This window comes from Allobosea sp. UC22_33, from assembly GCF_042700715.1.
Lineage (GTDB): Bacteria > Pseudomonadota > Alphaproteobacteria > Rhizobiales > Beijerinckiaceae > Allobosea.
On sequence record NZ_CP170556.1, the window covers coordinates 4643276 to 4670249 of the forward strand.

Below are 26974 nucleotides of genomic sequence, written 5' to 3' on the forward strand. Positions count from 1 at the left end.
AACTCAGGCCGCGCAGGCTTCAAACCCCTTGCGCAGCTCATTCTCGTTGAGATCGCGCCCGATGAAGACGAGGCGGCTCTCGCGGCTCTCGCCATCCTTCCAGTCGCGCTGCAGGTCGCCGTCCAGGATCATGTGCACGCCCTGGAAGACGAAGCGGCGCGGCTCGTTCTTGAAGGCCAGGATGCCCTTGGAACGCAGGATGTTCGGCCCCTGGATCTGGGTGAGGTCGTTGATCCACGGCATGAACTTCTCGGGATCGACATCGCCGGGAATCGTCAGCGAGATCGAGCGCACGTCCTCGGCATGATGGTGATGGTGGCCGGCCTCAAGGAAATCCGGCTCGATGTCGAGGATGCGGTCGAGATCGAAGGCGTTGCGGTCGAGCAGGGCTGCGATATCGACATTGGCGCGCTCGGCCTTGTGCAGCTTGGCATAGGGGTTGATGGCGCGGATCGCGGCCTCGACATCGGCCAGCTCTTCCGCCGTGACGAGATCGGTCTTGTTGAGGACGATGACGTCGGCGAAAGCGATCTGGTTCTTCGCCTCCGGCGCATCCTTCAGACGGTCCTTCAGCCACTTGGCGTCGGTGACCGTCACGACCGCGTCGAGGCGAGTGGCATCGCCGACATCCTGGTCGACGAAGAAGGTCTGGGCGACCGGCGCGGGATCGGCGAGACCGGTGGTCTCGACGATGATCGCGTCGAACTTGCCCTTGCGCTTCATCAAACCGTCGAGAATGCGGATCAGGTCGCCGCGCACGGTGCAGCAGATGCAGCCGTTGTTCATCTCGAAGATTTCCTCGTCGGCGCCGACGATGAGGTCGCCATCGATGCCGGCCTCGCCGAACTCGTTGACGATGACGGCGAATTTCTTGCCGTGGTCCTCGGTCAGGATGCGGTTGAGGAGCGTGGTCTTGCCGGCGCCCAGATAGCCGGTGAGCACCGTGACGGGGATTTTCTCGGACATGGCTTGACCTGAATGACTGCGACGCGAGGAGGACACCGCCCGGGTCAGGCCGGGCCGGCGGTCAGCGCCTTTTCGATTTCGCTTATATTGTGCTTCATCATCCGGATGTAAGTCCCCGCCGGGCCGGTTGCGGCCGAGAGCGCGTCCGAATAGAGCCGGCCGCCAACCTTGGCGCCGCTCTCCCGCGCAATCTGCTCGACAAGGCGGGGATTCGTGACGTTCTCGAGGAAGACGGCCGGAATCTTCTGCGCCTTCACCTGCCGGATGATGCGGGCGACATCCCTGGCGGAAGCCTCGGCCTCGGTCGAGACACCCTGCGGCGCGACGAAGGCGATGCCATAGGCCTTCACGAAATAGCCGAAGGCATCATGGGTGGTGATCGCCTTGCGCCGCTCGGCCGGGATGCGCGCGATAGCCGCCTTCACCTCGCCTTCGAGCCTGTCGAGCTCGGCAAGATAGGTCGTGGCATTGGCCTCGTAGCTCGCCTTGCCCTCCGGATCGGCCGCACTCAGCGCGTCCCGGATATTGGTGACATACACCTTCGCATTGGCGATGCTCTGCCAGGCATGCGGATCGTCATGGCCATGGGCGTGACCGCCCTTGCCCTTGTCGTCATGGTCGTCATCGGCTTCGAGCGGGGTGATGCCCTTCGTCGCCTCGGCCATGGTCGCCTTGGTGCCCGACGACTTCACGAGGCGCGGCAGCCAGCCCTCGAAATGCAGGCCGTTGACGAGGACGAGCCTGGCCGCAGCCATCGCCTTCGCATCGGCCGGCGTCGGCGAATAGACATGGGCGTCGCCGTCGGGGCCGACCAGCGTGGTCACGCTGACGCGGTCTCCGCCAACCTGCCGGGCGAAATCGCCGAGGATCGAGAAGCTTGCCACCACCGGCAGCTTCTCCTGAGCGAAAGCGCCGAACGGCGCGGTAGCCATGGCAAGCCCGAAAGCAAGGCTGGCGACAAGGGCGCGACGATTGGGCATGGGAGGCTCCGAGAAATGAAACGATATAACGTTTCTATCTCTGGAGATGGACGCGAGGCAAGAGGCGCCGCGCAAGCCCGTCCTGCGAGCCGAACAGGAGCGAGCCGATATAGATCGCTCCCGCGGCGAGGATGATCGACGGCCCCGCCGGCAGGCTCGACCCCGCCGCATAGGACGTCACGAGCCCGGCATAGCCGGAAACCATGCCGAAACCGGCCGCAAGCAGCAGCAGACGCGTGATGTCGGCCGTCCAGAAACGCGCCGCCGCGGCCGGCAGCATCATCATGCCGACGGCAAGCAAGGTCCCCAGCGCATGGAAGCCGGCGACGAGATTGAGCACGACCAGCGCGAGGAAGGTCAGGTGTACGAACCCGCCGGAGCGGCTGACCGAGCGCAGGAAGCCGGGGTCGACGCATTCGAGCACCAGCGGCCGATAGAGCGCCGCCAGCGACAAGAGCGACACGGTCGCGACGCCGGCGAGCAGGATCAGCACCTGATCGTCAAGTGCCAGCACATTGCCGAACAGCACATGCAGCAGGTCGATCGCCGAGCCCCGGAGCGAGACGATGGTGACGCCGAGTGCGAGCGAAATCAGGTAGAAGGCGGCAAGCGAGGCGTCCTCCTTGAGCACGGTCGCCCGCGCCACGGCACCGGCCGCCAGCGCCACCGCGAAACCGGCAGCGAGCCCGCCGATCGTCATCGCCGGCAGCGAGAAGCCGGCGACGAGATAGCCCAGCGCCGCGCCGGGCAGGATCGCATGCGCCATCGCATCGCCGGTCAGGCTCATCCGCCGAAGCATCAGGAAGACGCCGATCGGCGCGCCCGAAACGGACAGCGCCACGACGCCGACAAGCGCGCGCCGCATGAAATCGAATTCGGCGAAGGGGCCGATGAGGAGATCGTAGAGCATCGGCTTGGCCTGTTTGGACGGATCAGGCGGCGTCGCGCTGGCAGGGAGCGGCGTGGCTGTCGAAGGACTCCACCATGCGGCGCGCCTTCAGCAGGTTCTCGGGCGTCAGCACGGTCGCGGTCTCGCCCCAAGCGACGGCCTCGCGCGCCAGCAGCAATGTCTGCGGAAAGGCCTGCCGGACCGTCTCGATATCGTGCAGCACCGCGACGACGGTACGAACTCTCGCCATGCCAGCGCCGGACCAGGTCGAGCAGGTCCGCCGTAGTGCGCGCATCGATCGCGGTGAAGGGCTCGTCGAGCAGGATCACGTCGGCATCCTGCAGCAGGAGCCGCGCGAACAGCGCTCGCTGCATCTGTCCGCCGGACAATGTACCAATCGGCCGGCTCTCGAAACCAGTGAGGCCCACAGCCGCGATGGCATGCTCGATCTTGTGGGCAGCGCCCGCACCGATGCGGCCGAATATGCCGGCCCGGTTCCACAGCCCCATGGCGACGAGATCGTAGACATGGATCGGGAAGGAGCGGTCGAGATCGGCCGATTGCGGGAGATAGGCCAGCCGCTTGCCCTTGGCGAGCGCAACGCCGCCGGACAGCGGCGCGAGCGCACCGGCGATGCCCTTGAGGAGAGTCGACTTGCCGGCGCCGTTCGGCCCGACGATGGCCGTCAGGCTCCCGGCTGCGATCTCGCCGGAGAGGTGATGCACCGCCGGATGGCGATCATAGCCCAGCGTCAGGTCGGTCAGGCGGATGGCGGACATCAACGCAAACTCACAGGATCACGGCCAGCGTCGCCAGCCAGAGCAGGGCGACGATGGCAGCGGCCAATCCCACGCGCGTCCCCGCCGACAGACGCAGCAGCGACCACCCCGGAGCCTCCGAGGCAGCGCGATGCGTGTGGGGAGCGTGCGCGTGAGCCATGAGAAACGATATAATGTTACGCCCACGCCGGAGCAAGCGCGATTCCGCACCTGTCCCCGCTCCGGCCTCTTTCCCCGCTCAGAACGGCTGGTACTGATAGAGCCAGGTCTCGGTCAGCACGGTATCGCCCGCCTTGAGATAGCAGCGCATCTCGACCGGCTCGCTGCCGCCCACGGTGAGGTCGAACTGCGCGCGCCAATGGCCGGGCACGTCGTCCGGCACCGCTTCCGTCAGGACGTAGGAAAAGCTGCCGCGTGAGGTCGAGAGCACAACCTCCGGTTTCACGCCGAACGGGATCGCCTCCAGCGCAGGCCCGAGGAACTCGACCATGAACTTGCGCACGCCTCGCGGCCGTGCCGTCCCGGGCTGGCCGCCATTGCCCAGGCGCGTCGCGACGACACGCCCAAGCTTTGTCGGGAAGGGCTCGTCGGCGAGCCAGTGCAGCGTGTAGCGGAACTGATAGGCATTGCCGGCCTTGGCAGGGCCTTCGGGCACCCACATCGCGACGATATTGTCGTGGATCTCATCATCGGTCGGAATCTCGATGAGCTGCACCGAACCCCGGCCCCATTGCCCGTCGGTCTCGACCCAGAGGCTTGGACGGCGCTCGTAATGCACGCCGTCGAGATAATGCCCGGCCTCGCGATCCCGCTGCATCAGGCCGAAGCCGCGCGGGTCGCCGTCGACGAAGGACGAGGCCATGGTGTGCGGGGGATTGTTGAGGGGGCGCCAGGCGCGCTCGCCCGGCCCGGTCCAGAGCGCGAGCCCGTCGGAATCATGCACCTCCGGACGCCAGTCGATCGCCGTCTGCTTCGCGGTCTCGGCATACCAGAACATCGAGGTCAGCGGCGCGATGCCGAGCCGGGAGACATCCTTGCGCAGATGCAGCGCGGTCTCGATCTCCATCGTGACGCCCTTGCCGCGATGCATGCGGAAGCGATAGGCGCCGGCCAGGCTCGGCCCCGATAGCAGCGCATAGATCACGACATATTCGGCACCCGCCTGTGGCGTTTCCAGCCAGATATGGGTGAAGTCGGGGAATTCCTCGGTCTTGCCGGAGACGGCCGGATCGATCGCGATGCCGCGCGCCGACAGGCCGTACTGGTAGAGCTCGCCGATGGCCCTGAAATAGGAGGCGCCGAGGAAGGCGACCCAGTCGTTCGTCTTCCAGTCGAGCGCCTCGCCATCGCGGCCGGGATGGCCGCTGCGGCTTTCCTGCAGGCGGAAACCGGCGAAGCCCGCCCCGGCCGGCAGATCGCGCGCCGGGGAGTTGGCCGGCATATCGAAATAGCCGGCATCGTAGATGATCTCGCGCGCCTTCCCGACCTCGACGACATGCATCCTGACCGGCTTCTGGAAGAAGCGGCCGAGATGGAAGAACGTCACCGGCCAGGGCGAGGGGCCCTCCGCCCAGAGCGCTGCGTCCGGCTTGAACCGGATCTTGCCATGGGCATCGTAGTCGATGCGCTGCATCGCCTCGGGCCGCGGGCTCGGCGGCGCCTCATAGGGCTTGGCCGCCATCTCCTTCGCCCGCGCCTTCAGCGCCTCGAAGGTGAAATCCCGGCTATCGCCGAGCTTGAGCCCCTGCTGCGCCAGCGCCTCCGGCGTGAAGCCGAGCGCCGCCAGCGTGGCTGTCGCACCCGCACCTGCGAGAAGAGTCCGTCGGTCGAGGCGAAGCCCCTGGCTGCTACCCTGCTCGGCGCGGTCCTGCATGTCGTTCCTGGTCACTCGTTGCTCGGAGGCACGGCCGCCCGCCATGACGAGGCGCCCGCGCGAAACCGGAGATAGGCAGCCAATCATGGCGAAACCAGTCCGGCCCTTCGGCTAAAGGCGGACTGCCAACGGTTGTCGAGCGCTTCCCCTTTCCGGTTCAGCATGCTCTAAAAAACGCGACAACTGGCCGCATGAGCCGGAGCGACCTTCAGGGAGACATCATGACATCGCTGTTCCGCAATCGCCTTGCCGGCTTTGCCGCCGCTGTCGCACTCATGGCCGCACCGGTCACGGCAAGCGCCCAGGACTTCATCAACATCCTGACCGGCGGCACCTCCGGCGTGTATTACCCGATGGGCGTCGCGCTCTCGAAGATCTATGGCGAGAAGATCCAGAATGTCCGGCCGACCGTGCAGGCGACCAAGGCCTCGGTCGAAAACCTCGTTCTCCTCCAGCAGGGCCGCGGCGAGATCGCCTTCACGCTCGGCGATTCGCTCGACGCCGCCTGGAAGGGCGATGAGGAGGCCGGCTTCAAGGCGCCGCTGAAGAAGCTGCGCGGCATCGCCGCCGTCTATCCGAACTATGTCCAGATCGTCGCCTCCAAGGAGAGCGGCATCAAGACGCTGGCCGATCTCAAGGGCAAGCGCCTCTCGGTCGGCGCGCCGAAATCCGGCACCGAGCTCAACGCCCGCGCGATCCTCGCCGCTGCCGGCATCACCTATAAGGATCTCGGCAAGATCGAGTACCTGCCCTTCGCCGAGTCGGTCGAGCTGATGAAGAACCGCCAGCTCGACGCCACCCTGCAATCGGCAGGCCTCGGCGTCGCCTCGTTGCGCGACCTCTCGACCTCGGTCGAGATCAATGTCGTCGAGGTGCCGAAAGCCGTGATCGACAAGGCCGGCCCGCCCTTCATCAGCGCCCCCATTCCGGCCAACACCTATACCGGCCAGACCGCCGACGTGAATACGGCTGCCGTCGTCAACTACCTCGTCACCCATGAGGGCGTGAAGGAGGAACTCGTCTACCAGATGACGAAGAACATCTTCGAAAACCTCAGTGAGCTCGCCGCCTCGCATTCGGCCGGCAAGGAGATCAAGCTGGAGAAGGCAACCGATGGCATGCCGGTCCCGCTCCATCCGGGCGCCGCGCGCTATCTGAAGGAAAAGGGCCTCAAGGTCGGCTCGTAGAGAGCGTGTCATCCCGTGCGCGCCGCAGCGTGCAACGCTGCTGCGCAGACACGGGACCGCATGACGAGAAGGCGCTCTACCTGATGACGGTCCCGGATCTGCGCAGCAGCACTGCGTGCTGCAGCGCGTGCGGGATGACACCGGCTGGATTTTAAGAATGACCCAAGAGACCGACCAGTTGGAAACCCTCTCCGGCGCCAAACCGGGCGAGGTCGAGCACGCCGATCTCGACAATTTCGAACACGGCTTTCCCCCCGGCTTCGGCCCTGGGGCCTGGGGCGTGTTCGCCTACGGGCTGGCGCTCGCCTTCGCCGGCTTCCAGATCGCGGTCTCCGCCTGGAACTTCCTGCCGAGCCAGGCGGCGCGCGGCGTCCATGTCGGCTTCCTGCTGCTGCTCTCCTTCGGCCTCATCGCCAATTTCCGGGCGAAGGACACGCCGGGCCGCCTGCTCGGCTGGGCGCTCGGCCTTCTCGGCTTCGGCATCGGCCTCTATCAATGGATCTTCTACGCCGACCTGATCCTGCGCGACGGCGACCCCTCGACGCTCGATCTCGTCGTCGGCACGCTCCTGATCGTGCTGATCTTCGAGGCGGCGCGCCGGTTGATGGGCAACGCCCTGCCGATCATGTGCGGTGTCTGCCTGCTCTACTGGTTCTTCGGCCAGTATCTGCCTTCGCCCTTCAACCATCGCGGCTATGGCTACGACCAGATCATCGGCCATCTCTCCTTCGGCACCGAGGGCTTCTACGGCACGCCGATCTACGTCTCCGCGACCTATATCTTCCTGTTCATCGTCTTCGGCTCCTTCCTCGAGAAGGCCGGGATGATCCATCTCTTCAACGACGTTTCGCTCGGCATCTTCGGCGGTGCACGCGGCGGCCCGGCCAAGGTCGCCGTGGTGTCCTCGGGCATGATGGGCATGATCTCCGGCTCCGGCGTCGCCAATGTCGTCACCGTCGGCCAGTTCACCATTCCGCTGATGATCAAGTTCGGCTACCGGCGCGCCTTCGCCGCCGGCGTCGAGGCGACAGCCTCGATGGGCGGCCAGATCATGCCGCCGGTGATGGGCGCCGTCGCCTTCATCATGGCCGAGACGCTGGGCGTGCCCTATGCCGAAATCGTCAAGGCCGCTGTCATTCCGGCCGTGCTCTATTTTGCCTCCGCCTTCTGGATGGTGCATCTCGAAGCCGGCAAATACGGGCTCAAGGGCATCGAGCGCGCCATGCTGCCGAGCCCGCTGAAAGCGCTCCGCGAGCGCTGGTATCTCGTGCTGCCGCTCGCGGTCCTCGTCTTCATGCTGTTCCACGGCTTCACGCCGCTCTTCGCCGGCACGATCGGTCTGGCGCTGACCGTCGGGCTGTTGCTCGGCGCGGGCTTTGCGGCAGGGCTCGGCACGCAGACCCTGCGTGTCATCTTCTGGGTCGGGCTCGGATTGATCGCTGCCGCGCTCTTCCGCGAGGGCATGGACATCCGCCTCGTCGCCGGCCTGATCGCCGTGCTGATCCTCGCCAACGCCTTTACGCTCGGCGGGCGAACGACGCTCGCGATCAGCCGCGACGCGCTCGCCGACAGCGCCAAGACGGCACTGCCGGTCGGCATCGCCTGCGCCATCGTCGGCACGATCATCGGCCTGATGACGCAGACCGGCATCGGCACCACCTTCGGCGCCTGGATCATCGGGCTTGGCCAGCACAGCCTGTTCCTGGCCCTGATCCTGACGATGATTCTGTCGATCCTGCTCGGCACCGGCATCCCGACGATCCCGACCTATATTATCGTCGCGGCGCTCGCCGCTCCGGCGCTGGAGAAGCTCGGCGTGCCGCTGATCGTCAGCCACATGTTCGCCTTCTACTACGGCATCATGGCCGATCTCTCGCCGCCGGTGGCGCTCGCGGCGTTGGCAGCGGCCCCGATCGCCAAGGAGAACCCGGACAAGATCGGCTGGGAGGCGATGCGCGTCGCACTCGCGGGCTATGTCATCCCCTTCATCGCGGTCTATTCGCCGGCCCTGATGCTGCAGCCGGGCGATCCGATGGCCAATGTCATCGGCTTCTGGCCGGCCGTGGTCTACGCCACCTTCAAGGCGACGATCGCCATCGGCCTCTTCGGCATGGTCGCGATCGGCTACCTGTTCGGCCGCCTCAGCGTGATCGAGCGCGTGCTCTGCTTCGGCGCGGCAGTGCTGCTCTTCGGCGAATTCGCCTATAGCGACCCGCTCGGTTATGCGCTCGCCGCGGCCATCGTCGGGCGGCATTGGCTGGCGGCGCGCAAGGCCGAGACTGCCGCCGCATGAGCCTTTGCCTCGCGGCCGGTGCGCTCGTCGTGGCGCTCGGCCAGGGCGAGATCACGCTGGGCTGGCGCCATTCGGTGCAGAAGACGCTGTGGGAAGAGGTCTGGCGGGAGACGCCTGCCGGGCTCGAAATCATCGAGGCGCGGGTGGAGGGCTCCGGCGCCGGCATGGACCCGCCGGATGGGGCGAAGCTCGTCAACGGTTTCTGGCGCTGGCGCCCGGCCTTGCCGCCGCTGAAGGATGTGGTGATGCGGCGCTCGGGCGCGACCGCCGATTGGCGCATCTGCACCGCCGCCGGCTGCCGCGCGATGGGCGACTACCTTCCGGCCGATGCCGACCCGGTCACGCTGAAGATCTGCGAGTGAGGGGAGAGGCCGAAGGCCTCAATCGACCTCGGTCAGGTGCTCGATCTTCAGCATGCGGCGCATCAGGTTGACCAGCCCGTAGCCGGCGAAGACCGAGAAGATCGCCATCATGATGTATTCGAAGATGGTGCCGAGCTCGAACAGGCCGGCCAATGCCCAGCCGGCCGCCAGCGCCACGCCGAAGAGTTCGACGGCGATCAGGATCCCGAACGAGGAGACCATGATCAGGTTGCGCCAGTTCATATGCCGTCCGGCCATGCTGTCCTTCCTTCACGCGCGGGCCGCCTTGCGCGGCCATGCGCCCCACGCACCTAGCGGAGCTTGCCGCCCCATGCAACAAATTCGCGCCCTTCGCGCAGATGGGCACGATCTCCGCGCTTGAAAAGTCCCGATGCTCGATACGCCCGTCTTCGCCTCCGCCGCCGTGGCAGCCCCTCATCGCCTCGCCTCCGAGGCGGGCCGGGCTATCCTGGCCGAAGGCGGCAACGCGATCGAGGCCATGGTCGCGATGGCCGCGACGATCGCGGTGGTCTATCCGCATATGAACGGCATCGGCGGCGACGGCTTCTGGCTGGTGCATGAGCCCGGCGGGCGGCTGCATGGCATCGAGGCCTGCGGCCCGGCCGGTTCTTTGGCCACGATCGAGCACTATCGCGGCAAGGGCTATGACGCCATTCCCGCGCGCGGCCCGGAAGCGGCGCTGACGGTCGCGGGCGCCCTCGCTGGCTGGCAGCTTGCGCTTGATCTCTCGCGTTCCCTGGGTGGGCGCATGCCGCTGCGCGATGTGCTGCTGAACGCGATCGGCCATTGCCGCGAGGGCTATGCGGTCTCGGATTCCGAGCGCGGCAACAAGCCGAACGAGCTGGAAGAGCTGAAGGCGGCGCCCGGCTTCCTCTCCGCCTTCTGGATCGACGGCGCCCCGCCCAAGCCCGGCGCCCGCCGCCGGCCGGAAGCGCTCGGCGCCACCCTGGACCAGCTCGGCCATGCCGGGCTGGAGGATTTCTATCGCGGCGATGTCGGCCGCGAAATCGCCGCCGATCTCGAACGTATCGGCGCGCCGGTCACTCGCGCCGACCTCGCCCGCTATCGGGCGCGATCGGTCGTCCCGTTGACGCTGAAGCTTCCCGGCCTCAGCGTCGCCAACCTGCCGCCGCCGACGCAGGGGCTGGCCTCCCTCATGATCCTCGGCATCTTCGAGCGTCTCGGCGAGGCGAGACTCGATTCGTTCGAGCATCATCACGGGCTGATCGAGGCGACGAAGCGCGCCTTCGCCATCCGTGACCGCTATGTCACCGACCCGGCCGAGCTCGATCACCCGCCCGCCGATTTCCTGAGCGATGCCGCCCTGATGCGTGAGGCGGCGGCCGTGGACATGAAACGGGCCGCGAAGCTGCCGCTGCGCCATGGCGACGGCGACACGGTCTGGATGGGCGCGATCGACGGCAATGGCCTCGCCGTTTCCTATATCCAGTCGATCTATTGGGAATACGGCTCCGGCTGCGTGCTCCCTGCCACCGGCATCCACTGGCAGAATCGCGGCGTCTCCTTCTCGCTCGACCGGAACGCTGCCAACCCGCTGAGGCCCGGCCGCAAGCCCTTCCACACGCTGAACCCGGCTCTGGCGCGTTTCGACGACGATCGCGTCCTGCCCTATGGCGCGATGGGCGGCGACGGCCAGCCCCAGTTCCAGGCCCAGATCCTGTCCCGCTATCGCGCCGGCCAGAACCTCGCCACGGCGGTCGATGCGCCGCGCTGGCTCTTCGGCAAGACCTGGGGCGCGGGCTCGACCAGCCTCAAGTTCGAGAGCCGTTTCGACGCCGCGCTGCTCGAGCGGCTCGATGCCGCCGGGCACCCGGTCGAGGAGAGCGGCCTCGCCTATTCCGAGGGCTTCGGCCATGCCGGCATGCTGGTTAGGCACGCCAAAGGCCATGTCGAAGCCGTGCATGATCCGCGTTCCGACGGCGATTCCAGGGGGATCTGACGCCAGATGACTTTCGACGATCCGTTCCGCTGCTTCGTGCCCTATCCCGACGCCCCCGTGAAACACGCCGTCGCCGGCCCGCTCGCCGGTTTGACGCTGGCGGTGAAGGACCTCTTCGACATCAAGGGCTACCCGACCGGGGCCGGCTCGCCATTGGTGCTGGCGCAGTCCGGCATCAAGGCCAAGACCGCGCCGATCGTGAAGGATCTGCTGCAGGCGGGCGCCCGCTTCGTCGGCAAGACCCATACCGACGAGCTCGCCTTCTCGCTCAACGGCCAGAACGCGCATTTCGGCTCGCCGATCAATCCGGCCGCGCCGGACCGCATCACCGGCGGCTCCTCCTGCGGCTCGATGGCGGCGGTGGCCGGGCGTCTCGCCGATATCGCATTGGGTTCCGATACCGGCGGCTCGGTCCGCGCTCCCGCGAGCTATGGCGGCCTCTTCGGCATCCGGCCAAGCCATGGCCGGCTCTCGCTGAAGCGGGCATGGCCATTGGCGGAAAGCTTGGATACGCCCGGCTGGTTCGCCCGTGACGGCGATATCTTCGCCCGCGTCGCCAATGTCCTGTTCGGCCCCGACAAGACCGAACTACCGGAAATGCCGCGCCTCCTGCTGGCCGACGACATGTTCGCCCAGGCCGTGCCCGAAGCCGAGACGATCCTGCGCAATGTCGTGCAGCGCACGATTCCCGCGCTCGGCCAGCCCGAAGGCGTCAAGCTCGCGCGCGATCTCGATGCGCTCTACTGGGCCTTCCGCTGGATCCAGGGCCGCGAAGCCTGGCTGTCGGACGGCCCGATGATCGAGCGCTTCAACCCGCCGCTCGGACCGGGTGTGAAGGAACGCTTCGCCTTCTCGAAGGCGGTGACCGACGCGGAATACGCCAAGGGCGAAGCCACCCGGAAATCCTTCCGCACCCGGCTCGCGCGCCTGCTCGGGCAGGACGGCGTGCTGATCCTGCCGACCATGCCGGATGTCGCTCCGCTGATCGCGGCGAAGGAATCCGAGCTGGAGGATTTCCGCAACCGGGCATTGCGGCTGCTCTGCCTTGCCGGCCTCTCCGGCTTCCCGCAGGTCACGATTCCCGTGGCGCAACGCGAGGGGGCCCCGCTCGGCCTGTCGCTGATCGGGCCGAAGGGCTCCGACCGTTCGCTCGTCGCCTTCGCGCTGCGCTGCGAGAGCGCCGCCCGCATCCGGATCGCCTGAGAGGAGAGACCGCCATGAGCGGACATCACCACCACGATCACGATCACGCCCACGACAACCACTTCACGGCCATCGAGGCGCGGGTGAAGGCGCTGGAAACGCTGATGGTCCAGAAGGGCTATGTCGACCCGGCCGCGCTCGACGCGATCATCGACACCTACGAGACGAAGATCGGCCCGCGCGACGGCGCCCGCATCGTCGCCAAAGCCTGGACCGACCCGGCCTTCGCCGAACGCCTGAAGGCGGACGGCACGGCCGCGGTTGCCGAGCTCGGCTATGGCGGGCGCGGCGGCGAGCATATCGTCGCCTGCTTCAACACGCCTGAGCAGCATAACCTGATCGTCTGCACGCTCTGCTCCTGCTATCCGTGGCCGGTGCTCGGGCTGCCGCCGGTCTGGTACAAATCCCCGCCCTATCGCGCCAAGGCGGTGATCGACCCGCGCGGCACGATCGCCGATTTCGGCGTGACGCTGCCGGAGAACCAGCGCGTCCGCGTCTGGGATTCGACCGCCGAGACCCGCTTCATCGTCATCCCGATGCGACCCGCCGACACCGAGGGCTGGAGCGAGGAGAAGCTCGCCAGCATCGTCACGCGCGATTCGATGATCGGCACCGGCTTGCCGCGCGTGGAGGACGCCGCATGAACAGCGCCCATGATCTCGGCGGCCAGATGGGTTTCGGCCCCGTCGTTCCCGAGCCGAACGAGCCGGTCTTCCATGGCGAATGGGAAAAGCGCGTGCTCGCGATCAATGTCGCGGCCGGTGCCATGGGCGCCTGGTCGATCGACGAGATTCGCCATGCCCGCGAAAGCCTGCCGCCGGCGCAGTACCTCTCCTCGACCTACTACGAGATCTGGCTCGCCGCGCTCGACAAGGTGCTGGTCAAGCACGGTTTCCTGAGCACGGACGAACTCGCGACCGGCAACCCGGCCCCTGAACGCCGCGAGCCCAAGCGCGTGCTCAAGGGTGATGAGGTCGCGGGCGTCCTGCGCCGCGGCTTCCCCTATGAACGCGAGGCCAAGGCTGCGGCCCGCTTCGCGGTCGGTGACAAGGTCCGCACCATCGTGATGCACCCGCAGCACCACACCCGCCTGCCGCGCTATGCCCGCGGCAAGACCGGTATGGTCGAGCGCATCGTCGGCTGCCATGTCTTCCCGGATACAGGAGCGCAGGGGCAGCCCGAGACGGCGCAATGGCTCTACACGGTCGTCTTCGACGGCCACGAGCTCTGGGGCCGCGATGCCGACCCGACCTCAACCGTCAGCATCGAGGCCTGGGAGAGCTATCTTGAGCCGGCCTGAGACCGATCTGGCGGCAGCGCTCGCCGCCGACACGCCGATCCCGCGCGATGCCGAGGGGCCGATCTTCGCCGAGCCTTGGCAGGCCCATGCCTTCGCGCTGGTCGTCGAACTCCAGAACAAGGGCGTCTTCACCCCCGAGGAATGGGCGCAGGCGCTCGGCGCCGAAATCCGCGAGGCGCTGGCCGCCGGAGGCTGCCGCGACGGCTCGGATTATTACGAGCGCTGGTGCGAGGCGCTGGAGCACCTGCTGATCGAAAAGGGGCTTGCCTCCCATGACGGCGTCGACGCGCTCGCCGCCTCCTGGACCCGCGCCGCCGAGGCGACGCCGCATGGCAAGCCGATCCTGCTGGAGAACGATCCGCTGCGTTAGCAGGCAGGAGCGCCAGAACCTCCGCCGTCATCCCGGGCTTGCCCCGGGATCCTTCGTAAGGCTCGACGCTCTACGATGGATCCCGGATCTACGCGACTACGTCGCTTGTTCGGGATGACGGCGAGGCTCTGCACCGAACCGAACCGCTTTAGCTTCCCATCCCGCCTATCCAGAGACCGGTGAACAGTGCCGCGCCGAGCACGGCGACGAAGGCGGCAGCCAGCAATTCGAGTCCCGCGATCAATCGCGCCGAGCGCAGGCTGCCGCCGCCCGCGAATTTCAGCGCCGCGAACTTGAAGAACACCGCGAAGGCCGCGAGCGCTCCGGTGGTGAGCGCCGTGCCCAACGCCATGGCGAAGGTCGCGGCGATGCCGGCCCAGAACAGCCCTTGCGCATTGGCGAAGACGAGGATGATCAGCGCGCCCGCGCAGGGCCGCGCCCCGGCCGCGACGACGACGCCGGCCATGTCGCGCCAGCCGGCGAGCCGCGAGACCTGTTCGGCATCGGGCATATGGACATGGTCGCAAGCCGCCGGATCATGCGCCCCGCCCGCTTCCAGCCTGACCAGCGCGCCCGACTTCCGCCAGAGCATCAGCAACCCGACCAGTGCGACCAGCAGGAAGCTGCCCTGCTCGATCACGGTGGTCGCCGCATTCATCTGCATCGCGGTCACCCGCAGGAGCAGCGTCGCGACCGTCACGATCGCGATCGCGACCACGGTCTGCAGGAGCGCCGCCGCGAAACTCAATACCAGACCGCGCTTCAGGCTGCGATTATCGGCGACGATATAGCCGGAGATCACCGCCTTGCCATGGCCGGGCCCGGCCGCATGGAAGACGCCATAGCCGAAGGAGAGTCCGAGAAGGCCCCAGAGCGCGGCAGGCCCCGTCGCGATCGCCTTCAATGTCGCCGTCAGCTCGCGATAGAAACTCGATTGCCAGGCGATCAAGATGGCGCCGAAGCCGGTGGTCGACGGCAGCGCTTCACGCGGCAGGGCCGTGCCGAAAGGATTGCGCGGCGGGGGCGGAGGCGGCGGGCTCACGCTCGCGATCAGGAAGGCGATCAGCGCGACCACGCTCCCGACCAGAAGCAGCGCCAGCGCGCAGGCGATCAGCCGCCGCGAAAGAGCCGCACCGGTCGGGCGTGCTGTCTCGGTTGCTGTCACGGACATGCCACCAGCGCCCGTGTCGTCACTTCGAGCCCGCTGACATCGGGCGTCGCGGTGATGTCGGCTTCGGCGAGGCGCTTCTGCGTGGCATCGTCGAGCTTGGGCGGACGGTTGACCCGCACGACGCAGCCCTGCGGCGCGCCCTTGGTCACCACCGCATCCGGTGCATCGACGATGTCGAAGGCGACGAAATAGGTGGGGTCGCCGATCTCGATGCCGAAGGAGCGCGCCTTGGCCGGGGTCTTCAACGGCAGCGTGAAGACCAGCGTCAGCACCTTGTTGTCGAAGGACATGACCTGCTCGCCCGGCGTGCCGAATTCCTGCTTGCGGCCGTTGAGCTTGGCGGCGGTGAAGAACTCAACATCGGGCAGCGATTCGACATTGATCTTGGCGAGATCGGCCAATTCGTCCGAAGTCAGCTTGCCGTCACCGTTCTTGTCGAGCCCTTGGGTGATATAGGCCGAATAGGCCTCATCGAAGCTCCAATGGTGCCGGATCGCCTGCACCGAACCATCGGCCGAAAAGACGATCTCGGCCTTGGCCGCGACGAAGACATGCGGATGCGCAGCCGCCGGCCCGGCGGCGATAGCCGCCAGCAGGAGCCCCGACAGGGCCGAAAGATGCGCGCGTCGCGTCAAAGGCGAACCCTCTGTGATCCCCGTGGCTCTGCGTGGATCATGGTTAAGCGATCGTCAACACGCGCTTCGTCGCGCCGGATCGCTCCTCCAGCCTTCCCCGCCAAACAGGGCCAAATCGCGGCGCCTCCCGCGTGGCGCACACCGGCAACTCCCGCAAATCTCTGGACCCAGCCCCGAAAACTGGAATGATACCAGATCGATTGACCGCCTCCGGTCGATATGTCAGCCTCACTGACATATTCGCCGCGGAGACGGCGAAACATGAGGCCGGGATCACCGGCCCGTCGGCGGGAACGACGATCCGGGAGGCCGAACATGGCCGAGATACCGCGGAAATCCGGCACCGAGGCGGGCGCGCTGCGCCAGATCGGCCTGCGCGAAGTCGCGCTCGACGACAAATACGACCTTGAGAAGCGCGAGGTCTTCCTCACCGGCACCCAGGCCGTCGCCCGCATGCTACTGATGCAGCGCGAGCGCGACCGCCGGGCCGGGCTCGACACGGCAGGCTTCGTCTCCGGTTACCGCGGCTCCCCGCTCGGCGGGCTCGACCAGCAATTGATGCGCGCCGCGAAGCCCCTCAAGGCCGCGAATATCGTCTTCCAGCCGGGCCTGAACGAGGACCTCGCCGCGACCGCGATCTGGGGAACGCAGCAGGCGGGCCTGAGCGGCGAGGGCAAGCACGACGGCGTCTTCGCGCTCTGGTACGGCAAGGGCCCGGGCGTCGACCGCTCCGGCGACGTCTTCCGCCACGGCAACATGGCCGGCACTGATCCCAAGGGCGGCGTCATCTGCCTGATGGGCGACGATCACACCGCGGAGTCCTCGACCAACGCCCACCAGACCGAATTCGTGCTGGTCGACCGGATGATGCCGATCCTGAACCCGGCCGGCGTGCAGGAGATCATCGATTACGGCCTGCACGGCATCGCGCTCTCGCGCTTCGCCTCGGTCTGGGTCGGCATCAAATGCGTCAAGGACAACATCGAATCGACCGCCTCAATCGACGGCTCGCTCGATCGCGTCACGATCGTCACGCCGACCGACTACACTCCGCCGCAAGGCGGCCTCGCCATCCGTCGCGAGCTCGATTTCGTCGAGCAGGAACGCCGGATGCATCTCTACAAGCGCGATGCGATGCTGGCCTATCTGCGCGCCAACAAGCTGAACCGCATTGTCACGCAGGGCGGCAAGACACCGCGCATCGGCATCGCCACCGTCGGCAAATCCTATCTCGACGTGCAGCAGGCGCTCGCCGATCTCGGCATCGACGAGGTCCGCGCCAATGATCTGGGCATCCGCCTGTTCAAGCTCGCCTGCCCCTGGCCGATCGATCCGGCCGAGCTGAAGGCCTTCGCCGAAGGCCTCGACCTGATCATGGTGGTCGAGGAGAAGCGCTCGCTGATCGAGGTCCAGGTCCGCGAGGAGCTCTACGGCGCGAAGCACCAGCCGATGGTCGTCGGCAAGAAGGACGAGAAGGGCGACTGGCTCTTCCCCGTCCATGGCGCGCTCGACCCCAACGATATCGCGATCGCGCTCGCCAGCCGCTTGCTGCAATACCGCGACGATCCCGCCCTGCGCGCCCGGCTGGAGGACATCGCCGCCGCACAAGGCCGCCTCGCCGAGGCGCAGGAGATCGCCAGGCGCACGCCCTATTTCTGCTCGGGCTGCCCGCATAATTCCTCGACCGTCGTGCCCGAGGGCTCGCGCGCCTATGCCGGCATCGGCTGCCATTACATGGTGCAGTGGATGGACCGCGACACGGCGGGCTTCACCCAGATGGGCGGCGAAGGCGCGAACTGGATCGGCGAAGCGCCGTTCTCCAAGCGCGGCCATGTCTTCCAGAATCTCGGCGACGGCACCTATACCCATTCCGGCTCGCTCGCGATCCGCTGGGCGGTCGCTTCAGGCGTCACCCTCACCTACAAGCTGCTCTACAACGATGCGGTTGCCATGACCGGCGGCCAGCAGGCGGAAGGCCATCTCTCGCCCGACCAGATGGCGCGGCAGGTCGCGGCCGAAGGCGTCGCCCGCATCGCCGTCGTCAGCGACGACCCCGGCAAGTACCCGCCAGGCACGCAATGGCCGGCCGGCACCACGCTGCACCATCGCGACGATCTCGACGCCGTCCAGCGCGAGCTTGCCACGGTCTCCGGCGTCTCGCTGCTGCTCTACGACCAGACCTGCGCCACCGAGAAGCGCCGCAGGCGCAAGCGCGGGGCCTACCCGGACCCGGACAAGCGCGTCATCGTCAACGAGCTGGTCTGCGAGGGCTGCGGCGATTGCGGCGTGCAGTCGAACTGCGTCTCGGTCCAGCCGCTGGAGACCGAATTCGGCCGCAAGCGCCAGATCGACCAGTCGAACTGCAACAAGGATTTTTCCTGCGTGAAGGGCTTCTGCCCGTCCTTCGTCACGGTCCATGGTGCGAAGCCGAAGAAAGCCGATCCGCTCCGGCTAGATGTCTCGACGCTTGGCCATGGCGAACTGTCCGAGCCTGTCGTGCCGGCGCTCGACCGCAGCTTCGCGGTGATCGTCACCGGCGTCGGCGGCACCGGCGTCGTCACCATCGGCGCGATCCTCGGCATGGCCGCGCATCTCGAAGGCAAGGGCTGCGGCATGATCGACATGGCCGGCCTCGCCCAGAAGGGCGGCGCCGTCTTCAGCCACGTCAAGCTCGCGCCCCACCCGGACGATATCCACGCCATCCGCGTCACCGCCGGACAGGCCGATCTCGTGCTCGGCTGCGACTTGACCGTCACCGGCTCGAAGAAGGTGCTGGGCGCGATCCGGCCCGAACGCGGCACTGTCATCGTCAACACGGCCGAAAGCCTGCCGGGCGATTTCACCCGCAACGCCGATTTCTCGCTGCCGACCGAGCGCCTGAAGCGCGCGATCCTGGGGGCCGCCGGCCGCGAGCAGACGCATTTCATCGACGCGACGGCGGCGGCCGTCGCTTTCCTCGGCAATGCCATCGCCGCCAACATGTTCATGCTCGGCCATGCCTGGCAGCTCGGCGCCGTCCCGCTATCGCGTGAGGCGCTGCTCAAGGCGATCGAGCTCAACGGCGAGGCCGTCGCCATGAACAGGCAGGCCTTCGAGCTCGGCCGCCGCGCCGCGCATGATCCGCAAGCGCTCGCCAGCCTCCTGTCGCAAAGCAAGGCCGCGACGCCGGCCCGCCAGCTCTCGCAGACGCTGGACGAGATCATCGAGCGCCGCGTCGCCTTCCTCACCGCCTATCAGAACGCGGCCTATGGCGCGCGCTACCGCCATCTCGTCGCCCGCGTGCAGACGCGGGAGGCGGCAGTGATGCCCGGCCAGACCGCGCTCAGCGAAGCCGTCGCCCGCAACCTCTTCAAGCTGATGGCCTACAAGGACGAGTACGAGGTAGCCCGCCTCTACAGCGACGGTGCCTTCCGCAAGCAGGTCGCGGCGACTTTCGAGGCAGACGCCGGAGACGGCAAGAAGCTGCGCTACGAGTTCCACCTCGCTCCGCCGCTGCTGGCGCGGCGCGATCCGAACACCGGCCTGCCGCGCAAGATGAGCTTCGGCCCCTGGATGATGGGTGCCTTCGCCGTGCTGGCGAAGCTCAAGGGCCTGCGCGGCACGGCCTTCGATCTCTTCGGTTACACGCAGGAACGGCGCACCGAGCGCCGGCTGATCTCCGATTACGAGGCGCTCTTGAACGAGTTGTTGACGCGGTTGTCGCCGGAGAACCACGCGCTCTGCGTGGCGCTCGCGGCGATACCCGAAAAGATCCGCGGCTTCGGCCATGTCAAGGAACGGCATCTCAAGGCGGCGAAGGCCGAGGAGGCGGTGCTGCTGGTGCGGTTGCGGGATGGCACTTCCACGGCATCAACTCTGCCCCAGGCTGCCGAATAGAACGCGGGGAACCCCTCTCCTGTAAGGAGAGGGGCAGGGGTGAGCTGTAGGCCCCTGGACCAGTAAAGCTCCACCTTTCAGCGGCGCAGCGGTCAGGTCACGGCCACAGTGTCCAACGACCTACCCCTCACCCTGCCCTCTCCCTCCGGGAGAGGGTTCCCCGCGCCTTTCCGTCTCGCTTGCGCCTCTTTGGTTCAACTTGAGTCCGATTGCCCTCGCAGCCCATACTGTCGCCCGCCGCCGCCAACCCGGATAACCGCCACCTTGATCACCCCCGAGGAACTGCGCGCCATCGCCTCCTGGTCCCGCGACCTGTCGGAGGCCGAGTTCGAGGAGGCGCGGCGCGGCATATCCTTCAAGACCTATGGCAAGAACGCTTCGATCTGCCATGTCGGAGACCGCCTGGAAGCCTGGACCGGTATCGCCGACGGGCTGGTCAAGATGGCGACGACCTCGAAGACCGGGAAATCCGCGACGCTCGCCGGCATGCGGGGCGGCGCCTGGTTCGGCGAGGGCACGGTCATCAAGGCCGAGCCGCGCCGCTACGAGCTGGTGGCTTTGCGCGAAACCCGGCTCGCCCTGATGCGGCGCTCGACCTTCCTCTGGCTGTTCGAGCACTCGGCTGCGTTCAACCGCTTCCTCGTGCACCAGTTCAACGAGCGCCTCGCCCAGTTCATCTCGCTGGCCGAGACCGAGCGCACGCTCGATTCCACGGGGCGCCTCGCCCGCAATCTCGCCTGGCTGTTCAACCCGATCCTCTACCCCGATCTCGGCCGCACGCTGGCGATCTCGCAGGAGGAGCTCGGCATGCTCGCCGGCATTTCCCGGCAGATGGCCAATCAGGGCCTGGCGAAGCTCGCCGATCTCGGCCTGATCGAGCTCGGCCATGGCAGCGTCACCATCCGCGACCTCGACAGGCTCGCCCGCTACGAAGGTTGAAAATTGCTGCAGGGCACCAAATCGCGTTTCGCGCGTTCCTTCTCCCGAACAGCCCAGGCTGAGAAAGGAACCGCCGCCATGTTTGGCCTCCTCGACCTCATGACGAAACGGGTCAACGACCAGATCCTCGCATACGCCGCCGCCCAGTCGGAGATCGCCCGGCGCCTCTGGGGCAACTGGCTCGATCCCTTCCATGCCTGCCAGCCGGTGAAGGTTCGCGCCGACCATCGGTCGCGCAGTGAGACAGCAAACCACGGAACAACGCGCCGCCGTTGATTCTGGGCGTAAATCACATCGAACCGGCCCGTCATGTTCTTGCGTAGCGGGCTGTTCCTTGCGGTCAGTTGCAGTGTGACCCCGCGCTTTCATAAGGACGCGGGGTCATCCCGGACGCAGCGAAGCGGAGATCCGGGATCCATGCCTGACCCTCTACCGGAAGCGCTCGGCATGGATCCCGGGTCTCCCTGCGGTCGCCCGGGATGACCAGCGTCGTTCAATCGCGAGCTACACCGGCGCGTTGAACACGGCCTCGATCGCATGGCCGTCGGGATCGACCACGAAAGCCGCGTAGTAATGCGGCCCGTAATGCGCGCGCAGTCCCGGCGCGCCATTGTCCAGCCCGCCATGGCTAAGTGCCGCTTGATGGAACCGGTCGACCGCCCCGCGATCCGGCGCGGCGAAGGCGAGATGGAAGCCCGGCCCCGGCGGCCTCTGGCCGTCCGGGCGCAGCTTCAACGCAAGCTTGTCGCCACCACCCGGCAGCCCGTAGCCGACCGCCTGCCCGGCTTCGCCCGGGCGCAGATCCTGCCAGACCCTGACATAGCCGAGCGGCGCCAGCACCGCGTCGTAGAAGGCGCAGGCGCGCTCGATATCGGAAACGCCGAAAGACAGATGATGAAGCATGAGTCGGTCCGCCATCGCCGCGGACAAGGCTCTGCCCGCCGATTCAATCTGCCGAATTCGTGTGGAAAATCAGGGCCGAAGCAAAAAAGCCATGCAACACATCTGCGTGAGAAGCAAACTTCGGCGGGACAATAGTCACCAAAAGGCGAATTGTCTGTCAAGCGGGTCCTTGCAAGGATGATGGCCGCCTGCAAGTCTTGCATGAGAACGAGGCCGGAAACCGGCCCGCGGAAGTCGCCACGACGCATGGCGGCTCGACAGGGAGAACGCAATCGTGGCAAGCGGCACCGCCGGCCAGGCGGATACCTTTCCGAAATTGCTGTTGCGCAATGCACGGGAGCGCGCCTCGCGCGTCGCCTTCCGTCACAAGGATCTCGGCATCTGGCAGTCATGGAACTGGGCCGAGGTCGCGGAGCACGTCCGCAACTTCGCCAAGGGCCTGCACGACCTCGGCCTGAAGCGCGGCGAGAAGGTCGCGATCATCGGGCAGAACCGGCCGCGGCTCTACTGGTCGATGTGCGCGGCGCAATGGATCGGCGCCATTCCCGTCCCGGTCTATGCCGACGGCGTCGCCGAGGAGATGGCCTATGTCCTCGACCATGCCGAGGCGGTCTTCGCCGTGGTCCAGGACCAGGAGCAGGTCGACAAGCTGCTCTCGATTGCCGATCGCCTGCCGCATCTCCGGCACATGCTCTATGACGAGCCGCGGGGCTTGCGCGACTACGACCACAGCAAGCTCCACGCGATCGAGGCGGTGATCGCGGCGGGTGGCCGGGCGCTGAAGGACCCGCAGGCGGAAGCCGCGCTCGCCCGCGAGATGGAGCAGGGCCAGGGCTCCGATCTCGGCATCATCCTCTACACCTCCGGAACGACCGGGCGGCCCAAGGGCGTGATGCTCAGCCATTACAACGTGCTGATAGCCGCCGAGATCGGCTGTGGTTTCGACGGGCTCAACGAGACCGACGAGGTCATCGCCTATCTGCCGATCGCCTGGGTCGGCGACCACGTCTTTTCATACGCGCAGGCGATGCTGGCCGGTTTCTGCGTCAACTGCCCGGAAAGCCCGGACACGGTGATCGACGATCGCCGCGAGGTCGGCACGACCTATGCCTTCGCCCCGCCGCGCGTCTTCGAGAACATGCTGACCGTGACCATGGTCCGCATGGAGGATGCAGGCAGCCTGAAGCGGAAGATGTTCCACTACTTCCTCGACGTCGCGAAGCGCTATGGCGAGCAGATCCTGAACGGCGAGAGCGTGCCGCTGAAAGGCCGCCTGCTCTACAAGCTCGGCGACTGGCTGGTCTACGGACCCCTGCGCAACCGCTTCGGCCTGACCAATATCAAGGTCGGCTACACCGCCGGCGAGGCGATCGGCCCCGAGCTCTTCCGCTTCTACCGCTCGATCGGCGTCAACCTGAAGCAGCTCTACGGCCAGACCGAGGCCGGGGTCTACATCACCATGCAGCCGAACGGCGAGATCAAGGCCGACACGGTCGGCAAGCCGGCCCCGATGGTGGAGATCCGCATCGACGACAATGGCGAGGTGCTCTACCGCTCGCCCTCGATCTTCGGCGGCTATTACAAGGACCCCGATAAGACCGCGGAGACGATGACCGCCGACGGCTATGTCCGCTCCGGCGATGCCGGCTTCTTCGACGAAGGCGGCCATCTCAAGATCATCGACCGTGCCAAGGATGTCGGCAAGCTCGCGAATGGCGAGCTGTTTCCGCCGAAATACATCGAGAACAAGCTCAAGTTCTATCCGAACATCAAGGAAGCCGTCGCCTTCGGCCAGGGCCGCGACTACGCCACCGTCGCGTTGAACATCGACCTGATCGCCGTCGGCAACTGGGCCGAGCGCAACAACGTGGTCTATGCCTCCTATCAGGAGCTCGCCGGCCACGATCTCGTCTACGACATGATCGCCAAGCATGTCGACGAGGTGAACCGCTCGCTCGCCTCGGAGCCGATGATGGGCGGCGCGCAGATCAAGCGCTTCCTGATCCTGCACAAGGAACTCGACGCCGACGACGGCGAATTGACCCGCACCCAGAAGGTCCGCCGCGGCTTCATCGCCGAGCGCTACGCCCCGCTGGTCGCCGCGCTCTATGACGGCTCGGACGCCGCCGACATCTCGACGGAAGTCACCTTCGAGGACGGCCGCAAGGGCGCGATCTCGGCCCGCGTCAAGGTCCGCGACGCCAAGCTCTATCCCGTCACGATCGAGGGGGCGCCGTCAGCGGCGAAGGCGGCATGAACGCGGAACCGATCAACGTGACCGGCACACCCATCCGAGCCAAGGGCGAGATCCTGCTCTCGGTCGAGAACATCTCGCTGCGCTTCGGCGGCGTGAAGGCGATCACCGATGTCTCCTTCGACATCCGCAAGGGCGAGATTCGCGCCATCATCGGCCCCAACGGCGCCGGCAAGACCTCGATGCTGAACTGCATCAACGGCTTCTACCAGCCGCAGGAAGGCCAGATCGTCTTCAAGGGCGAGCGCCGCGCCAAGATGCGCCCGCATCGCGCGGCCGCCGGCGGCATCGCCCGCACCTTCCAGAACGTCGCGCTGTTCAAGGGCATGTCGACGCTCGACAACATCATGACCGGCCGCACGCTCAAGATGAAGAAGGGCTTCTTCTGGCAGGCTTTGCGCCATGGCCCGGCGATGCAGGAGGAGATCGCGCATCGCCGCGTCGTCGAGGACATCATCGACTTCCTGCAGATCGAGCACATCCGCAAATTGCCGGTCGGCAAGCTTCCCTACGGCCTGCAGAAGCGCGTCGAGCTCGGCCGCGCGCTCGCCATGGAGCCTGAGCTGCTCCTGCTCGACGAGCCGATGGCCGGCATGAACCTCGAGGAGAAGGAGGACATGTGCCGCTTCATCCTCGACGTGAACAACCAGTTCGGCACGACCATTGCGCTGATCGAGCACGATATGGGCGTGGTGATGGACCTGTCCGACCGTGTCGTGGTGCTCGAATACGGCCGCAAGATCGCCGACGGGACGCCCGACGAGGTCAAGGCCGACCAGCGCGTCATCGATGCCTATCTCGGCGTGGCACATTGAGGAGCGTGGACATATGAGCGACATCGCCACCCGCCCCGCCCCGAACCTCCTCGCCAGCCCGCTGGTCAAGTTCGGCCTGATCGTCGCGGCCATCATCGCCGCGCTCGCGATCGGCGTCCGGCTCGATCCCACCAACACGCTCTACGCGATCTTCGTCGACCCGTTCCAGCAGATGGTCCAGGCGCCGGACCTGCTGGTGCAGACGGTCTGGGAAGGGCTCGTCTCCGGCGTGCTCTATGCCCTGATCGCGCTCGGCTTCGTGCTGATCTTCAAGGCCTCGGGCGTGTTCAACTTCGCCCAGGGCATCATGGTGGTGTTCGCGGCGCTGACGCTGGTCGGCCTTTACGAGAAGGGCGTGCCGGCCTTCCTCGCCGTCATCATCACGCTGGGCGTGATGTTCGCGCTCGCCGTCACCATCGAGCGCGTGGTGCTGCGCCCGCTGGTGAACCAGCCCGACATCATCCTGTTCATGGCGACCTTCGGCATCACCTATTTCCTGATCGGCTTCGGCGAGGCGCTCTTCGGCGGCAATCCCAAGCAGATGATCGCCGAACAGCTCTATCTGCCCAAGGGCGCCGTCGACCTGCAGATTCTCGGCGGGCTGGTCTCCTTGCAGAAGATCGACATCGCCGCCGCCGTCATCGCCTCGCTGATGATCGCGGCACTCGCCGCCTTCTTCCAGTACACCCGCATCGGTCGTGCGCTGCGCGCTGTCGCCGACAGCCACAAGGCGGCGCTCTCGGTCGGCATCTCGCTCAACCAGATCTGGGTCATCGTCTGGTTCACCGCAGGCATCGTTGCGCTGATCACCGGCATCATGTGGGGCGCCCGCTCGGACGTGTCCTTCGCGCTGGAGATCGTCGCCCTCAAGGCCCTGCCGGTGCTGATCCTCGGCGGCTTCACCTCGATCCCCGGCGCCATCGTCGGCGGCCTGATCATCGGCATCGGCGAGAAGCTCGGCGAGTTCTACTGGGGCCCGCTGATCGGCGGCGGCATCGAGAGCTGGCTCGCCTATTTCATCGCCCTGGGCTTCCTGCTGTTCCGGCCACAGGGCCTTTTCGGCGACAAGATCATCGAACGCATCTGAGGAGCCGGACGACATGCTCTACCGCGAGGCCGGCCAATACAAATCCAGCTATGCCAGCGACATGGCGGTCTTCCCCCTCAAGGAGGACCGGATCGGCATCGCAGTGATCTTGGGCGTAGCGCTCATCGCGATCCCCTTCCTGGGCAGCGACTTCTTCATCGCCTCGGTGATGATCCCGTTCCTGATCTTCTCGCTGGCAGCGATCGGGCTCAACATCCTCACCGGCTATACCGGGCTGATCTCGCTCGGCACCGCCGCCTTCATGGGTGTCGGCGCCTATAGCTGCTACAAGCTCACCACGCTTTTCCCGGGCGTGAACATCATCGTCCTGATCCTCGTTTCGGGGCTGTTCTCGGCCGGCATCGGGGTGCTCTTCGGCCTGCCCTCCTTGCGCATCAAGGGCTTCTACCTCGCCGTCGCGACGCTCGCGGCGCAGTTCTTCCTGCAATGGGCCTTCGTGCGCGTGCCCTGGCTGTTCAACTACAATGCCTCGGGCGCGATCGAGGTGCCGCAGCGCACGCTCTTCGACATTCCCCTGACGGGTGCGTCCGCCACGCCCGAAACACGCTATTTCGTTTGCCTTGGCCTCGTCGTGGTGCTGACCTGGTTCGCCTCCAACATCGTCCACGGCAAGCTCGGCCGCTCCTGGATGGCGGTGCGCGACATGGACATCGCCGCCGAGCTGATGGGCATCAAGCTGCTCAACGCCAAGCTGATGGCCTTCGCCGTCTCCTCCTATTTCTGCGGCGTCGCCGGCGCGATGATGATCTTCCTCTGGTACGGCGGCGGCGAGGCGGCGGACGTGTTCTCGATCCGCCTCTCCTTCAACATCCTGTTCATGGTCATCATCGGCGGCCTCGGCTCCCTGATCGGCTCCTTCTTCGGCGCAGCCTTCCTCTCGATCCTGCCGACGGCGCTGAAATTCGGCCTGCCGGCGCTGGGCATCCCGATCCAGGGTGCGGCGGCCGAGCACGTCACCTTCATGCTGGTTGGCGCGCTGATCATCACCTTCCTGATCGTCGAGCCGCACGGCCTCGCCAGGCTCTGGCAGATCGGAAAGCAGAAATTGCGGACGTGGCCCTTCCCTTACTGAGGCTGGGGGACGGACCCA

At 66.6% G+C, this 26974-nt stretch carries 24 protein-coding genes and 1 pseudogene; 15 read left to right on the forward strand and 10 right to left on the reverse strand.

Annotated features, from left to right (window positions below):
- Window positions 1–3: 3 nt before the first annotated feature.
- From ACFJGT_RS22470 to ACFJGT_RS22495, 6 genes and pseudogenes are all read right to left on the reverse strand, one after another.
- Window positions 4–966 (reverse strand): CobW family GTP-binding protein, encoded by a 963-nt coding sequence (locus ACFJGT_RS22470; protein WP_377842707.1) that lies wholly within the window; start codon window positions 964–966, stop codon window positions 4–6.
- 44 nt (window positions 967–1010) lie between these two features.
- A complete protein-coding gene (locus ACFJGT_RS22475) occupies window positions 1011–1946 on the reverse strand; it encodes a metal ABC transporter substrate-binding protein (RefSeq protein WP_377842709.1) in 936 nt (311 codons plus the stop codon).
- Between the two features lie 34 nt (window positions 1947–1980).
- Window positions 1981–2856 carry a metal ABC transporter permease gene (locus ACFJGT_RS22480; RefSeq protein ID WP_377842711.1) on the reverse strand — a complete coding sequence of 292 codons (876 nt, stop codon included), beginning with the start codon at window positions 2854–2856 and terminating at the stop codon, window positions 1981–1983.
- Window positions 2857–2878: 22 nt separating this feature from the next.
- A pseudogene (gene aztA, locus ACFJGT_RS22485) lies at window positions 2879–3617 on the reverse strand (zinc ABC transporter ATP-binding protein AztA).
- 7 nt (window positions 3618–3624) lie between these two features.
- Complete coding sequence (locus tag ACFJGT_RS22490; RefSeq protein WP_377842713.1) at window positions 3625–3774, reverse strand: hypothetical protein; 150 nt, start codon at window positions 3772–3774, stop codon at window positions 3625–3627.
- 78 nt (window positions 3775–3852) lie between these two features.
- Window positions 3853–5487 carry a glucan biosynthesis protein gene (locus tag ACFJGT_RS22495; protein ID WP_377849046.1) on the reverse strand — a complete coding sequence of 545 codons (1635 nt, stop codon included), beginning with the start codon at window positions 5485–5487 and terminating at the stop codon, window positions 3853–3855.
- A 221-nt stretch (window positions 5488–5708) separates the two neighbouring features.
- Between ACFJGT_RS22495 and ACFJGT_RS22500 the strand changes: the two genes are divergently transcribed.
- The 3 genes from ACFJGT_RS22500 to ACFJGT_RS22510 all read left to right on the forward strand — a co-directional run bounded on the left by ACFJGT_RS22500 (window position 5709) and on the right by ACFJGT_RS22510 (window position 9329).
- Window positions 5709–6674, forward strand: coding sequence for a TAXI family TRAP transporter solute-binding subunit (locus ACFJGT_RS22500; protein ID WP_377842715.1), 966 nt, complete (start codon window positions 5709–5711; stop codon window positions 6672–6674).
- Between the two features lie 157 nt (window positions 6675–6831).
- Window positions 6832–8967 (forward strand): TRAP transporter permease, encoded by a 2136-nt coding sequence (locus tag ACFJGT_RS22505; protein ID WP_377842717.1) that lies wholly within the window; start codon window positions 6832–6834, stop codon window positions 8965–8967.
- Window positions 8964–9329, forward strand: a complete 366-nt coding sequence (locus ACFJGT_RS22510; RefSeq protein ID WP_377842719.1) for a DUF1850 domain-containing protein — start codon at window positions 8964–8966, stop codon at window positions 9327–9329. Before ACFJGT_RS22505 ends, ACFJGT_RS22510 begins: the two co-directional genes overlap by 4 nt.
- A gap of 18 nt (window positions 9330–9347) precedes the next feature.
- Here the strand turns inward: ACFJGT_RS22510 and ACFJGT_RS22515 are convergent, their stop codons facing one another.
- Entirely contained in the window at window positions 9348–9587 is a 240-nt protein-coding gene (locus tag ACFJGT_RS22515) for a hypothetical protein (protein ID WP_377842721.1), read from the reverse strand.
- A gap of 133 nt (window positions 9588–9720) precedes the next feature.
- On the opposite strand from ACFJGT_RS22515, the gene ACFJGT_RS22520 reads away from it, so the two are divergent.
- Genes ACFJGT_RS22520 through ACFJGT_RS22540 form a run of 5 tightly spaced genes read left to right on the forward strand, consistent with a single transcriptional unit; the run spans window position 9721 to window position 14183 of the window.
- Window positions 9721–11310 (forward strand): gamma-glutamyltransferase family protein, encoded by a 1590-nt coding sequence (locus ACFJGT_RS22520; protein WP_377842723.1) that lies wholly within the window; start codon window positions 9721–9723, stop codon window positions 11308–11310.
- Window positions 11311–11316: 6 nt separating this feature from the next.
- Entirely contained in the window at window positions 11317–12513 is a 1197-nt protein-coding gene (locus ACFJGT_RS22525) for an amidase (protein ID WP_377842725.1), read from the forward strand.
- Between the two features lie 14 nt (window positions 12514–12527).
- Window positions 12528–13157: a nitrile hydratase subunit alpha gene (nthA, locus tag ACFJGT_RS22530; RefSeq protein WP_377842727.1), complete on the forward strand. Its 630-nt coding sequence runs from the start codon at window positions 12528–12530 to the stop codon at window positions 13155–13157.
- Window positions 13154–13813 carry a nitrile hydratase subunit beta gene (nthB, locus tag ACFJGT_RS22535; RefSeq protein ID WP_377842729.1) on the forward strand — a complete coding sequence of 220 codons (660 nt, stop codon included), beginning with the start codon at window positions 13154–13156 and terminating at the stop codon, window positions 13811–13813. The genes nthA and nthB overlap by 4 nt, the downstream gene beginning before the upstream one ends.
- Entirely contained in the window at window positions 13800–14183 is a 384-nt protein-coding gene (locus ACFJGT_RS22540) for a nitrile hydratase accessory protein (RefSeq protein ID WP_377842731.1), read from the forward strand. The genes nthB and ACFJGT_RS22540 overlap by 14 nt, the downstream gene beginning before the upstream one ends.
- Before the next feature lie 148 nt (window positions 14184–14331).
- Here the strand turns inward: ACFJGT_RS22540 and ACFJGT_RS22545 are convergent, their stop codons facing one another.
- Window positions 14332–15354, reverse strand: a complete 1023-nt coding sequence (locus ACFJGT_RS22545) for a nickel/cobalt transporter (protein WP_377842733.1) — start codon at window positions 15352–15354, stop codon at window positions 14332–14334.
- Window positions 15345–15989 carry a DUF1007 family protein gene (locus ACFJGT_RS22550; protein ID WP_377842735.1) on the reverse strand — a complete coding sequence of 215 codons (645 nt, stop codon included), beginning with the start codon at window positions 15987–15989 and terminating at the stop codon, window positions 15345–15347. The genes ACFJGT_RS22545 and ACFJGT_RS22550 overlap by 10 nt, the downstream gene beginning before the upstream one ends.
- 315 nt (window positions 15990–16304) lie before the next feature.
- Between ACFJGT_RS22550 and ACFJGT_RS22555 the strand changes: the two genes are divergently transcribed.
- From ACFJGT_RS22555 to ACFJGT_RS22565, 3 genes are all read left to right on the forward strand, one after another.
- The gene (locus tag ACFJGT_RS22555; protein ID WP_377842738.1) at window positions 16305–19865 is read left to right on the forward strand and encodes an indolepyruvate ferredoxin oxidoreductase family protein; all 3561 of its coding nucleotides are present in this window, start codon (window positions 16305–16307) and stop codon (window positions 19863–19865) included.
- Between the two features lie 264 nt (window positions 19866–20129).
- Window positions 20130–20804 (forward strand): Crp/Fnr family transcriptional regulator, encoded by a 675-nt coding sequence (locus tag ACFJGT_RS22560; protein ID WP_377842740.1) that lies wholly within the window; start codon window positions 20130–20132, stop codon window positions 20802–20804.
- 3 nt (window positions 20805–20807) lie between these two features.
- The gene (locus ACFJGT_RS22565; protein ID WP_377842742.1) at window positions 20808–21080 is read left to right on the forward strand and encodes a hypothetical protein; all 273 of its coding nucleotides are present in this window, start codon (window positions 20808–20810) and stop codon (window positions 21078–21080) included.
- 228 nt (window positions 21081–21308) lie between these two features.
- Here ACFJGT_RS22565 and ACFJGT_RS22570 read toward each other — a convergent pair whose 3' ends face one another.
- Window positions 21309–21707, reverse strand: coding sequence for a VOC family protein (locus tag ACFJGT_RS22570; RefSeq protein WP_377842745.1), 399 nt, complete (start codon window positions 21705–21707; stop codon window positions 21309–21311).
- 271 nt (window positions 21708–21978) lie between these two features.
- On the opposite strand from ACFJGT_RS22570, the gene ACFJGT_RS22575 reads away from it, so the two are divergent.
- The 4 genes from ACFJGT_RS22575 (at window position 21979) to ACFJGT_RS22590 (ending at window position 26956) form a co-directional block, all read left to right on the forward strand.
- On the forward strand, window positions 21979–23964 hold the full coding sequence (locus tag ACFJGT_RS22575; RefSeq protein WP_377849047.1) for an AMP-dependent synthetase/ligase: 1986 nt from the start codon (window positions 21979–21981) through the stop codon (window positions 23962–23964).
- Window positions 23961–24776 carry an ABC transporter ATP-binding protein gene (locus ACFJGT_RS22580; protein WP_377842747.1) on the forward strand — a complete coding sequence of 272 codons (816 nt, stop codon included), beginning with the start codon at window positions 23961–23963 and terminating at the stop codon, window positions 24774–24776. The genes ACFJGT_RS22575 and ACFJGT_RS22580 overlap by 4 nt, the downstream gene beginning before the upstream one ends.
- A 172-nt stretch (window positions 24777–24948) precedes the next feature.
- Window positions 24949–25863, forward strand: a complete 915-nt coding sequence (locus ACFJGT_RS22585; RefSeq protein WP_377849048.1) for a branched-chain amino acid ABC transporter permease — start codon at window positions 24949–24951, stop codon at window positions 25861–25863.
- 13 nt (window positions 25864–25876) lie between these two features.
- Window positions 25877–26956, forward strand: coding sequence for a branched-chain amino acid ABC transporter permease (locus ACFJGT_RS22590; protein WP_377842749.1), 1080 nt, complete (start codon window positions 25877–25879; stop codon window positions 26954–26956).
- Window positions 26957–26974: the final 18 nt, after the last annotated feature.